The 12,650-nt window shown below is 55.0% G+C and carries 11 protein-coding genes; 5 read left to right on the top strand and 6 right to left on the bottom strand.

The window, feature by feature from the left end; genetic code table 11:
• Positions 1–3 precede the first annotated feature (3 nt).
• From J7413_RS14400 to J7413_RS14385, 4 genes are read right to left on the bottom strand one after another with little or no spacing between them, the layout of a single operon-like run.
• The gene (locus J7413_RS14400; RefSeq protein ID WP_209099369.1) at positions 4–960 is read right to left on the bottom strand and encodes a hypothetical protein; all 957 of its coding nucleotides are present in this window, start codon (positions 958–960) and stop codon (positions 4–6) included.
• Complete coding sequence (locus J7413_RS14395; RefSeq protein WP_209099367.1) at positions 957–1,745, bottom strand: hypothetical protein; 789 nt, start codon at positions 1,743–1,745, stop codon at positions 957–959. The genes J7413_RS14400 and J7413_RS14395 overlap by 4 nt, the downstream gene beginning before the upstream one ends.
• Positions 1,746–1,748: 3 nt before the next feature.
• Positions 1,749–2,261, bottom strand: a complete 513-nt coding sequence (locus tag J7413_RS14390) for a phage tail protein (RefSeq protein WP_209099365.1) — start codon at positions 2,259–2,261, stop codon at positions 1,749–1,751.
• 45 nt (positions 2,262–2,306) lie between these two features.
• Entirely contained in the window at positions 2,307–3,941 is a 1,635-nt protein-coding gene (locus J7413_RS14385) for a phage tail sheath C-terminal domain-containing protein (RefSeq protein WP_209099363.1), read from the bottom strand.
• 625 nt (positions 3,942–4,566) lie between these two features.
• Between J7413_RS14385 and J7413_RS14380 the strand changes: the two genes are divergently transcribed.
• The 5 genes from J7413_RS14380 to J7413_RS14360 all read left to right on the top strand — a co-directional run bounded on the left by J7413_RS14380 (position 4,567) and on the right by J7413_RS14360 (position 9,100).
• On the top strand, positions 4,567–5,961 hold the full coding sequence (locus J7413_RS14380) for an aldehyde dehydrogenase (protein ID WP_209099361.1): 1,395 nt from the start codon (positions 4,567–4,569) through the stop codon (positions 5,959–5,961).
• A gap of 114 nt (positions 5,962–6,075) precedes the next feature.
• Entirely contained in the window at positions 6,076–7,287 is a 1,212-nt protein-coding gene (locus J7413_RS14375) for an iron-containing alcohol dehydrogenase (protein WP_209099359.1), read from the top strand.
• Positions 7,288–7,309: 22 nt separating this feature from the next.
• Positions 7,310–7,627: a hypothetical protein gene (locus J7413_RS14370; protein WP_209099357.1), complete on the top strand. Its 318-nt coding sequence runs from the start codon at positions 7,310–7,312 to the stop codon at positions 7,625–7,627.
• A 4-nt stretch (positions 7,628–7,631) separates the two neighbouring features.
• Positions 7,632–8,030, top strand: a complete 399-nt coding sequence (locus J7413_RS14365) for a tautomerase family protein (protein ID WP_209099355.1) — start codon at positions 7,632–7,634, stop codon at positions 8,028–8,030.
• Between the two features lie 41 nt (positions 8,031–8,071).
• The gene (locus J7413_RS14360; protein ID WP_209099353.1) at positions 8,072–9,100 is read left to right on the top strand and encodes an AraC family transcriptional regulator; all 1,029 of its coding nucleotides are present in this window, start codon (positions 8,072–8,074) and stop codon (positions 9,098–9,100) included.
• Positions 9,101–9,154: 54 nt separating this feature from the next.
• Here the strand turns inward: J7413_RS14360 and J7413_RS14355 are convergent, their stop codons facing one another.
• Entirely contained in the window at positions 9,155–9,553 is a 399-nt protein-coding gene (locus J7413_RS14355) for a response regulator (protein WP_209099351.1), read from the bottom strand.
• Positions 9,550–12,207 (bottom strand): transporter substrate-binding domain-containing protein, encoded by a 2,658-nt coding sequence (locus tag J7413_RS14350; protein WP_209099349.1) that lies wholly within the window; start codon positions 12,205–12,207, stop codon positions 9,550–9,552. The genes J7413_RS14355 and J7413_RS14350 overlap by 4 nt, the downstream gene beginning before the upstream one ends.
• Positions 12,208–12,650 lie beyond the last annotated feature (443 nt).

Here is a 12,650-nt window from a genome sequence, read left to right as displayed (position 1 = left end):
ATCCTACCGCCCCCGCAAATACCGCCCGGACAGCATCCGAGACAGTTGTGCGCCCAAATCAGGGCTGCTCTGGGTGTTGGGCGTGGGTTCATGGATCATCACATCAATCTGATCGATCTGCACGCGCGGCCGGTCTGACTGAGACACAGTTTGCGGCGGCGGCACGGGCACAAGCGCATGTAACGGGTCAGGCTCCGCAAAGGGTGCGGACACATCGTTTGACATTGCGCCAGCCTCTATTGCTGGAGACGGTCCATCTAAACGCCGTAAAGCCTGCGCTGGGCTTGGCTCTTCGGGGAAGTCCGGCTCTTCCGCGCGCAAAAGCTGCGCCGTTTCTTCCGCGCTTTCAGCCTCTTGCTCGCTTGCACGCCGCACAGGCCCCAGTTCCTCCTGCGCCAGTTCTGAGCGCCGGAGCGTCAGTACCTCTTCCTCTTCTTCTGCCAGCTCGGCTTCTCGACGAAGCGTTTGAGCCTCTTCTTCCATCATCTCAGCCCGGCGCAATGGCTGTGCAGCATCCTCTTCCATATCCGCCTCAGAGGCCTCGGTTCTGCGCAAAGCCTGCGCCTCGCTCTCTTCCTCCTCAACAAACTCACGCCGCAACGCCTGCATCTCTTCTTCACCTTCCTCTTCAGCGCGTCTCACCGTCTGGGCGACCTCTTCCTGCTCCAGCTCCTCCCGCCGCACAGGCTGCGCCTCGGCCTCCTCTTCCAACTCAGACCGTCGCAAGGGCAGCGCGTCTACCTCTGCCAACTCCGTGCGACGCAGGCTCTGCGCCGTCTCTTCCTCTTCCATGCGTCTCAAGGGCGCCAGGGCATCTTCTTCGCCCTCGACGCGCTGCAAAGGGGCTGCAACCTCAGGCACAGAGGCGTCGCGCCGCAACAGGCCTTTGGGCTGCGCCGTTGGCAGAACGGGCTGGCCGGGCACCGCGGCACGTGCAATCACTTTGGCAAACAGGCTCATCTGCGTGCCTCCTGTCCAATCAGACGCACATAGGCACGACGGCGCGCGCTGGGCAGCGAAAGAATGGCGTCTTCAGACCAGTGATAGCGGCTGGCAAGCGCATGCACGTCCCGCAAGATCCCCTGCATATCCGGAAAGGCAAAATCCAGAGGGTCAATGCGCGCTACAGTCGATGTTTTGCAGGCTGGGCAAATGATGGATGCCTCATCAGCCACGTCAGGCGCGGCGGCATCCAGCGCGTCCTCAATGACGCGCAGGTCCCCTTCCGTAAACCCGTCAGCATCCGCCTGTGCGTCCCTGCCAAGACCGCAAAGGGCAACCAACCTGCGCTCCGGGGCATGCGGACTGTCTTTTGCCAGATCCGCCTCATGCAACCCATTTGGCACTTCAAACTGGCGTGCCCCAAGAGACGTGCGCACGGTCACGGTGGGAAATGGGCGCCCCGCTGGCTTGCGTGGCGCAGACGCCAACTTCAGCGGCAAATCATAGGCCGCATCGCAATGCGCGCAGCGCGCCTGAAACCACCCTGCATCGTGCCAGAACAGCGCTGCCGCGCGCTGCAATAGCCACTCCCGACTGCCGGAGGCAAGCCGCCAGACGTCGCCAATCTCTGTTGCCAATCCGCCAATTTCAGAAAACACATGCACCAGCACCGCCGTCACAGCATCCGGGCGCCGCCGCCCAGACGCCAAAGCCGCCGCAACGCCCAACTCCACATCCCCCGTCATCGACCGGGGTGTGTGACTTGGAAAGGCGACAGCCAGAGTTTGCGCGGCGCGATGCATGGCTTAGCTCTCTGCGGGTTCGACAACCGCGATGTCTCTGACAAAGCCTTCGTGTGCCAGCGTGATGGATTGAATGCCGATCGTGTTCATGTTGTTGGCATCAAATTCCGGCAAGGCTTGGAACTCAGTCACCCACGCACGCCGCAACTGATAAGACATGGTCGGCGTGCCTTGCAGATTGAGCACATTGATGACGATATCGCGGCGAAAGTTCACGAGCGACATGCCCGCGTCCCCCTCAGAGACGTTGTTGACGGAATTCGCCCATTCCTCAAACACCAGATCATGGCTCAGCCCATGCTCGAGCGTGACGTTTTCAAATTTTGTGCCGCCCGGAATGGCGCGCTGACTTGAGGGATCCCCGGCGGAACGCCAGTTGACCACCTCTGTGGTCTTTTTCAATGCGCCCATCTTGGACAGGCCTGCCACGACGCGGCCATTAATAACCACTTGGAATTTAAAGGTGCGATACGGATCATACCGATGCGCATTTACGGGGAAAGTTGGAGCAGCCATAAAAGCCTCCTGAACAAAATACCAAAATGAATGAGGCGGCCCCTATCAGGCCGTCTGACCAACGATTTGCTGAATTTGCACAACCACGAATTCGGCGGGTTTGAGCGGCGCAAAGCCGACGACAACCCGCACAATTCCCGCATCAATGTCGCCCTGCGTCATGGTCGCCCCAAGGCCGCAATTGACGAAATACGCATCAGAGGCTTTTTCACCCTGAAATGCGCCCGCACGGTGCAGACCATCCATGAAGTTGCCAACGGAGGCACGCAGACCTGCCCACAGTTTGTGGTCATTGGGCTCAAACACAACCGCCTGAAGCGCGTTGTACAGGCTCTCGCCTATCATGTTCTGGGTGCGGCGCACTGGGATGTAGCGGTATTGCGGTTTGGTCTTTGTCGCCAAAGTGCGTCCGCCCCAGACCACACTAGGGCCAATGATAGAGCGAATACAGTTCACGCCCCATTCATTCAGATTGTCCTGAATGGCATTGCCAATTTTCACATTTGGCCCAAAGCTGCCCCGCACTGTGGCCTCAAGCCCTGCTGGCGCTTTCCAGACCCCACGCGTGCCATCTATGCGCCCCCACAGCCCCGCCGCCATCGCCGATGGGCCAATCTCAAAGGTCGCAGGCACATTGGCATTGGTTTCCGCATCATAAAACGGATTGCCCACCGTCAAATGCGGGTAGTAAAGCGCGGAATACGGGGAGGTCGGGAACCCTTCCTGTTTCACCTTCTGCGCGGTCTCAAGCCGATCTCCCACAAGGTTGCTCGGATCCACCAAAACCATCCGGTTCTGCATGAATTCCGCGTGGGCAATTGCGGATTGATAAATGGTCTGATGAACATTGTCGGCCCAACTCAAACCCGGCAGCACGATGGTAGAAATGCTGCGATAGTCTTTCAACCGCTCCAATGCGGCGCTGTAGTGCGTCAAAACCGGTGCATTGGCATCGCTCCCTCCGGCCGACAGCGCGCGCACACCGGTCTGCAGATCTGCAGGATCCGATGCCGCCAAAGGTGTCGAGGCCACCGTTACGATGCGAGAAAGACCATCAACCCTGCCTTTCACGGCCTGTCCGCTGTCAGGATCGATATCAAGCCCTGCAAAAACCTCCAGCTCGACATCAAAATCCGCATCTGCCAGCACGGCAGCTTTGGCGGCATCATCCGCAGCATCTTCATAAGCCTGTCGCGTGGCCGCATCGAGCGTGCCAAGTGTCAGCGTGTAATCGTCCGTGTCATTCTTGGAGAGGTCAAACATCACGTCATTGGCCCACTCACCATCCGACGTTGCCGTCAACGTCAACGTAACCGACTGGCCAGACCCATTGGCAATCACAAGCGACGCCGTCGCTGAGGCGGGGGCACCCGTGGTATGCGCCACTGGCACCACAAAAGCCTTTGCCCCGCCATTTGCGAAGTACTGCGCAATGGCATGGCCAAAGGCATCCACCTGATCACCGGCGTTGCGAATACCGCCTGCGCCGCCCACCAGCGGGCCAAACATCTGCGCATATTGCGCAGGTGACGAAATGAAGATCGGCTCGCCTGCCCCTGCTGTGACCGCGACGCCGCGCTTCACATGCCCAATGAAAGCCGTCACCGAAGTCGAGGCCGCTTCAATGGACAAGGTGTTGGAGGGAACGTGTTCAATATAAACACCGGGGTGCTTGTACATGGTCAGTGTCTCCCGATTGAGGCTCTGATCGCAAGTCGCCGAAAAGAGCGGCGATCCGCTTATCGAACCGCATAATAAAAACGGGATTCAACCAAAGGCCCTGATTGCAGTTGCCCACACCACTTTTTGGTTATTGCGCTTGTCAGATCATGAATACGCCAATTCAAATATTTGAATATATTACGCAAACAATGAAGATATTTAAGTTCAAAGAATTAAAGACCACAATAACACGTGACGTCAGCTAAAAACCGTTCAATAAAAAAGTCGAATAATAAAATGCTAAGATATTCACAATCTTTCCGCAATTGATTCCAAAATCACAGTGAGGAATTCCAGACCTCTTGGGCGCAGAGATCTCCTATCAAATCGGGAGCGTTTCACGGCGCACCTCTGACAGGTTTGACTGCCAAAACCACCATGTCCAACGCCCTCATCAATCCGGCCAAAAAACACGCATCAATGCGCATGTGTCCGGATCGGACACTGTGATTTGGCCGAAAAAATCAATAGCCTGTCCGCAGGCGACATACCGTTCCTTCCTGTCTTTCTGCACAGTGTGTCAGAGATTTGAATGCATCCGGTACAGGACATGACCGCCGCTGCCTTGCCTAGGAGGATTGATATGAACGCCCAAACTGAAATCACTGCCGTCGAAGCACGGATCCGCGACGTTGTTGCCAACCAACGCACCTATTTTCGCACAAAGGCCACGCTTCCGGTCGACTTCCGCATTGCCCAACTTAAGAAGCTTGGAGATTTGCTGCGCGCCCATGAGCAAGACCTCTATGACGCCATCTACAATGACTTTGGCAAGTCAAAGCACCACACCCAGCTGACTGAACTGTTCCCAATCTTTGAAGAGTTGAAAACGGCACTGAAAAACCTGCAAGGCTGGGCAAAGCCACGCAAAGTGCCCACCAACTTCATAAACCAACCGGGCAAAAGCTATATCGTGCCAGAGCCACTTGGCACCTCTCTTGTCATCGGGGCGTGGAATTTCCCGTATAACCTGTCTCTGATCCCGGTGATTGGCTCCATGATGGCAGGCAACACCACAGTATTGAAACCGTCAGAGCTTCCCGCAGAAACCAGCCGGATCATGGCGAAAATCATCAATGAAAACTTCGATCCGGGTTACCTGCACGTGGTTGAGGGAGCGGTTGCAGAAACGACCGCGCTTTTGAACCAACGTTGGGACAAGATCTTCTTCACCGGCAGCCCGCAGGTTGGCAAGATCGTCAACACCGCAGCGGCGCCGCACCTCACAAATGTGACATTGGAACTGGGCGGCAAGAACCCCGCAATCATCACCGAAGACGCTTCCATCAACGTCAGTGTCAAACGATTGATCTGGGCAAAGTTCATCAACTCCGGTCAACTGTGTCTCGCCCCTGACTATGTTCTGGTTCACAAGAGCATCAAGACCCGCGTCATGGAACGCATGGTCGCTGAAATCAAAAAGCACAACTATACGGTAGAGCGGGGAAATTTCACGCGCATCATCAACGAACGCAACTTTGATCGTGTGGCAGCGCTCATCGAGCCTGAAAAGGTGTACTATGGTGGCGAAACCAGCCGCGAAGACCGCGTCATCCAGCCAACCATCGTTCACAACGTCAGCCCAGATGATGCGATCATGCAGGACGAGATTTTCGGGCCGATCATTGCTGTGCTGGAGTATGACACACTAGATGAAGCCTTTGATATCGTGCGCCAACTCGAAAAACCGCTGGCAGGCTATCTGTTCTCAAACGACAAGACAACCAAACAGCGCTTCCTGGCTGAGATCCCATTTGGCAGCGGGGCAATCAATGACGCCGTGATGCAAATCACCAACGCAAACCTGCCGTTTGGGGGCGTCGGCAACAGCGGCATCGGACGGTATCACGGCGCGTTCAGCTTTGAGTGTTTCTCCCATATGAAACCGGTTTTGGAAAAGACCTTCGATTTCGAAACCAATCTCAAATATTACGGCCACAGTGATCGCCAAATGAAGTGGATCAAACGGCTTGGCTGACGCGCCATGCGTTCGGGCGGCCGGTGCAGCCGCCTGACCGCAGGTCTCCCTCGGCGCCCAAAACGCTCTCTCAGCTCCAATGCACCCTTCCCTCAGAACACAAAGGACAGTGCCATGATCCGTTCTCCAATGGCTTTAGCTTTGCGCGCCATGAACCGCTTGTTCACCCCTGAAAAGCCGCTGACATTCTTTGGCCACGAGGCCATGATCAAACTTGCCGACCTTATGGTGCGCAGCGGTTCAAAGCGCCCGCTGATCGTTACCGACAGCTTCCTGCTGCAAAATGGCATGCTCGACACCCTGCTGGCCTTTCTGAAACAAGAGGGTTGTGACGTTTCAATCTTTGAGGACATCGTGCCCAATCCGACCTTTGCTGTTGTCGAAGCGGGGATCTCGGCAATCCGCACAGGCCAATGCGACAGCGTTTTTGCAGTGGGCGGTGGATCAGCCATCGATGCAGCAAAAGTCATCGCCGCCGCCAGCACAAATAAGAAGTCACTCCAAAGGCTTGCAGGCATCTTGAAAGTCCGCGAGACGCCGCTGCCTTTATACGTTGTTGCGACCACCTCCGGCACAGGCTCAGAGGTGACAACCGCCGCTGTGATTTCAGACACCACAACGCATAAAAAGAACTTCTTTGTTGATCCAAAGTATCTGCCAATCGCAGCCGCCTTTGACACGGACCTCCTGACGTCGCTGCCCGGGCCCATGACGGCAGGCACGGGAATGGACGCGCTGACGCATGCACTTGAATCCTTCACCTCCCTTGCGCGCACGCCAGCCACCGAACGGGACGCCGCGACAGCGGTGCGCCTGATTGTGGAGTTCCTCCCAATCGCTTACCGCGATCCGGAAAACGCACGCGCCCGTGAAATGGTGGCGCTGGGATCTTTCCTGGCCGGATATGCCTTCACCCGCACGAGCCTTGGATACGTTCATGCGATTTCCCACCAGATCAGCGCCCATTACAACACACCACATGGTCTCGCGAATGCGGTTCTGCTGCCGCGCGTTCTGCGATTTAATGAGAAAGCCTGCCGGGACCGCTTCGCCACGCTGGAGCGGATGCTGACACAAGACAGTAGTCCAGGGGATGCAGCGCAACAGGCATCGGCCTTCATTCACCGCATTGATGCGCTGGCAGACTCTGTCGGTATCCCCGCGCGCCTTGAAGACGTTCAGCAAAGCGACTTTGCCGCGATCGCCAAAGATGCCTTGGCCGAAGCCAGATCCTCTTATGCGGTCCCAAAAAAGATGCGCAAGTCAGATGTGGCCACAATCCTAGACTCGGTTGTGACCGGCAATCGCTCCGTTCACTTCGGCTAATCGACGAGAAAGGAACAGGCCAATGATACCTATCATGTGTATTGTCCAAGACGGACAAATCCCCGCTCAAACAGAAACGCAGCTCAAAACCCAAATCGCAGAATTCGCCCAACGCGCCTTTTCAGCGCCTGCCGAAATCGATTGGATCGTGGTTCCTGAAGGCAGCGGATTCACCGCAGCAGTGCCCTCCACCAGCATTGTCGCCTCTCTGCATGCCAATCGCGCGCTCCCACAAGACGAGCGGATCTCCCTTCTGAACGAACTGACCGAGATCTGCACGACACTGACCGGACGATCCGCGCATGAAGTTGTGACGTCGATCCGCAACCCAAAGGACTAAGCAAATGCCCCTTTATCTGTGCAACGCCGTCAAAGGGGTCATCCCAGAAGGCGCAAAAGCCAAGATCGCAGCGGATATCACCGATATCCATTGTGATATCACGGGCGCGCCACGCACCTTTGTTCATGTGTTTTTCTTTGAAGATGCGCCTCAAATTCCGGTTCATGGAAAAAGCATTTTCCTGTTTGGCAGCATCCGTCACGGGCGCTCTGCGGAACAGAAACCAAATATGCTCGGTCGCATCCGCGCCTCCATTGTGGCCCACGCAGGCATCCCTTTGGCGGAAGTCCTCGCCGATACGATGGATGTACCCGCCAGCTGGGTGATGGAAGGAGGGGATGTGCTCCCAGAACCCGGCGAGGAGGCTGCGTGGCTTGCAGAGCACGCAGCCGCCGCACCTTAAACCCATTATCACCACTTGATAATATCGGACATATCATCATCATGCTCCCGATGATCGTGCACTCCCAAAACCGTCCTTCGACCAGTCTCCGCCTGCTGTGCAATGAGGCCGCAAAATTCGGCATCTCCGAAGCCTCTTGCCTGTCAGGCACCTCGGTTTCTATCGACGCGCTGGACGACCCCAATGCCGTTCACAGCACAACCGATGAAATCCGCGCGATTGAGAATTTGGTGCGACTTGCGCCGGAAAATGTCGGGTTGGGCTTTGCGGCTGCGCGTGCGACCCATGTCCACGCTTTTGGTATCTGGGGGTTCGCCATTCTGACGAGTCCCACATTGCGCGCCGCTATTGCAACCTCCATCGACTATGCAAAGCTCTCTTTCTTGGTGGCAGAAATGTCGTTGTCGGAAAAAAACGGCGAAGCCTTTTTGACGTTTGACACCTCCGGAATCCCGCCCGCCGCGCATCGCTTCATATTGGAGCGACACTTGGTCGTGGCCGTGAAGTTCATTCGGGACCTTCTGCAACAGCCAGATCTAAGCACACTTGAGGCGCGCCTTATGGATCAGGATTCAAGCTATCCTCAGAAAATGGCCGCCTTTACCCCGCTCCCGATCAGGGTCAATCAAGACGTCAACGCTTTGGTCTTCCCGTCGGCCTTGCTTGATGAACCGCTCCCAAAATCAGATCCGGTCTCACTGCAATTTTGCCTCGATCAATGCAAAACGCTTTTGGAGCAACAGTCTGGCACACTCCCCCAATGGTCCCAGCAGGTCCGAGATGCCATCGTCGATAACATGGGGGGCGAGTATCAAATCGAAGATGCCGCCGCAAAACTTGCCACGACCGAACGCACCCTACGACGTCGGCTGACAGATGAAGGCACGAGCTTTCGACAACTCTACACCGAAACACGGATGGCGATTGCTTATGAGCTGCTTGAGTCTGCGGGCCTGAACATAGAAACCGTCTCCTGGCGCGTTGGATATGCGGAACCCGCCAGCTTTTCGCGCGCTTTTGCAAAGCAGTTCGGCAAAACGCCCGGTGAAGTGCGCAGGCGCGCAAGTTAACTCAATGGGGATCGGCCTACACCGGCAGTGCTGACCTGCCTGTTCAGACAGATATCAATCTGTGTCTTGAGTCAGAAGATCATCAATCATTGCCAGATGATCCAGTTTCAGCGGTTTGTTTATGTAGGCACGCACAACCTCAAACGACCGCGCTTTCTCCATATCACGTTCAGAAATAGAGGTGGTGAGCATAATCACCGTGGCGTTTGTGAAATCGGCCCCAAATTCGGATGTTGCTGCCTCAAGAAACTCGAACCCGTTCATGCGCGGCATATTGATATCAAGCAAAATCGCATCAGCGCGAAAGTCGCGATTGGTGCGCATGAACTCAAGCGCGCGCTCAGGTTCAAAAAACTGATGCAAATTGCTGACGATCTCTGACCGTGTGACAATTTTCTGATAGATTTTCTGCTCGATTGCGCTGTCATCAATCATCATCAGGTTTTCTATCATCTTGCTGCCCCTCTCAAGGTGACCGTAAATCTGCTCCCGACACCTTCTGTCGACGTCACGCGGATGCTCCCTTCATGGTTTACCGCAACGCGCTGACAGATCGCCAATCCGAGACCGGAGCCCTCGTAGTCTTGATGTCCATGCAGGCGTGAAAAAGGCGTAAAGATGCGGTCGACAAACTCAGAGGGCATGCCAATTCCGTTGTCTGAGACAGAAAATGCCACGCATTTTTTTGTCGCCGGCTCGGAATGTATTTCGATCAACGGACTGCGGTCCTCAGATCGAAACTTGATCGCGTTGCCAATAAGATTTTGGAGCAATTGTCGTATTTGACCTCGGTTGGCATAGACTACGGGCAGCGTGGAAAATGTGAGTTGCGCACCACTGTCTTCAATATCGGCCTTCATGTCATCCAAAACTTCTGACAGGACGTCATTTAAATCGATATCTGCTCGCTGTATTTCGCTGCCAATGGCGTTCGTATATTCCAAAACATCATCGATCAACTGAGCCATACGTTTGTTCGTGGCCGTTAAATCTTCAAGAAGCTCAATTTCATCTTCGGTCATCTTAGACGCGACCGAATTGTGAAATTCATTTACCAGCAGCGCAATTGTGTTGGTCGGCGCCTTCAGATCATGTGATGTGGCATAGGCAAACGCCCGCAATTCTTCATTGGCCGCATTGGACAATGTGATTTGCTGAAGCAGTTGAGAATTGAGGTTTTCAATTTCCTCAAGCCGCAAGCGATCATCTGTGACATCCAAATATGTCAACAACGTTCCATCGGCGCCCAGCGGGATCGCATTGCGCACATAGGTCTTGCTGTTGGCCAGCTGAAACTCGTTAGAATGCGCATCACGCAGCCCTTCATGCGTCAGATACGCCAGAACCGTTGCTTTGTCAGACGCCCCCAAAAGCATCGTCCCATCATCAATGAGCTGCTCAACAACCGATCTGAAATTGTGCCCTTTCACCAGTTGGCTATCACCGTTTGGGGTCATGTCTTTGGCAAACCGATTGGCAAATTCAATGCTCCCTTTCTGAGAGACCAAGATCATTCCGAGGGGAATTTGATCGATCAATTGTGAGGCAAATCTTCTGCGCTCCTGCGTCTCTTTTTTGCGCCGCCAGCGCGCCCAGACGATCGCGGTGCCAATCGCAGCAAAAACGCAGAAGATCAAAGAGTTTCGAAAGAATTCAATGCGTTCGGTGGTCCAAAACGAGGGCGTGCCAAAGTATTTTTCTCTAAGCCGCGAATTCGTCGACGATGCCAGATACCCCGGGATCACAGCATTTAAACGCTCGCGCGTTTGGCCCAAGCCAAATCGCAGCGCGATCGCCTTGTCTATGGTGTGAAAAGGTGTGCCGGCTTCCTGAACCTGATCTTCCGCGCCAAGCGCCGCAGCAGCAAGGCTGACTGTATGGCGCGGTGCCAAAATGGCATCCACATCACCATCAAGAAGCCCACCCAAAAGCGCATCCGGTGTCTCATAGACGCGCAGCGCCAGATTATCTTGTTGCTCGGCCAGTTGTTTGGCGATGCTGGCCGCTTCGATGCCAATGCGCAGCCCAGCGAGTGTCTCAAGCCCAGAGATCTCAGCGCCTTTTCCTTGGCGCGTGAAAACGGCATAGGCCGAACGGTCTAGCGGTGCGGTGAAATCCATCCGTAGTTTAGCGTCATCGGAGATGGGCTGGTAAGCAAGAAGATCATATCGTGAGGGCGAAGGCCCCTGCGCATATGCTTCTGCGTCAATTGCAATAAAGCGAATGTCGATACCCGCCGCAGATGCGAGGTTTTGCAATGTCTCAACAGAAAACCCGCTAAAGCGCTGATTGGCCCCAATAATTGTATAGGGCGGGTTGTGTATAATGCCGGCCCTCAGCACTTCGGGTTCTGGCGGTGCAACGCTGACCTGATTTTGATTGCGCAGCTCTTCCAGAACACCCGTTGTTTCCAGCTCGGCAATCGCCTGATTGATCGGTGCCAACAAATCCGAAAGTTCAGATCGCACTGTCACAACACGGTCAAAGCTCACCAACGGCTCTCCCACCGCAACAAGTCGGTGATCCAACCGCAAAGAATGCGCATCCGCAATCGTAACGCTGTCACTGGCGATCAACGCGTCCACAGTGCCCCGCAGCAGTTCCATCACAGAAAGCGTTGACACCGGCACCTGAACCGCCGTGTTGCGCCCAAGTAAAAACTCACCGGTCGGTCCCAGCGGGATCGAGGGTACGGCGATCAGTTTCCCTGACATGGTCGCTGGATGCAATTCTTCTGCATCCTCCACCCGAACAAAGACACGAATATGGGTCGTCGCAATCGGTGCCGAAAAGACATTATTGACTTCAAGCAATGGGAGCGCCGCAATTGCCGGCAAAATGTCAATGTCCCCAGCCGCCTGTGCGCGAATGAGCTGCTCAGCGCTCTCAAACTTCTTGAAGGTGATCTCAAAGCCCGCTTTTGCCGCGATTTCCTCCATCACCTGCACACCAAACCCACCCGGGGTCTCGTCGGGTAGCGCGCGAAACAACGGTAAAATTTCTGCCCACCCCACGACGAAAGGTTGAGCATGCTCCTGTGCATGAGACGGCGTCTTACTTCCAATCAACACAGTCAATACTATCATTAAGGCAGCAAAATACTTCATGATTGCCCCCCAATAACCGTCAATCGTTTCGTAGTAATAAATACGCCGATAAAGCGAATGCGTGGGAGATACCTATCCAAAAGGAGTGCCTGCGTCTAGAGCCCGCCTCCTGGATAAAAGTGGCCTGAATTGCCTTGGCCAAGGCTGAGGCCAAAACGCACGCAAGACCATGAGCGCCGCTGACCGAATTAAGAGAAACTTTGACTTTAGGCGCTTAAGAAGAAGGAGCGAGACCAACCGTATCAAGCTAGGCTTTGCTTTTCTCCTCCCGCCCCACCGCCAAACAGGCTCTTGGGTGAGAGGTTTGTTAATAGTTTCTCAAGAAAAATTACTGTATTTTATCGAAACTGAGCGCGCTACCGTTAAAAGGCCGTCGAGTTATGGATCACGCTGCTACCAATCTCGCATTGGGCAAAAGAAACCAGTCCGAAAGGTGGAAAGAT

This window comes from Shimia sp. R10_1 (genome assembly GCF_017744095.1).
In the GTDB taxonomy this organism is placed as follows: domain Bacteria; phylum Pseudomonadota; class Alphaproteobacteria; order Rhodobacterales; family Rhodobacteraceae; genus Shimia.
Note: the sequence above shows the minus strand (reverse complement) of the source record. Positions and strands in the feature narration are given on the sequence as shown.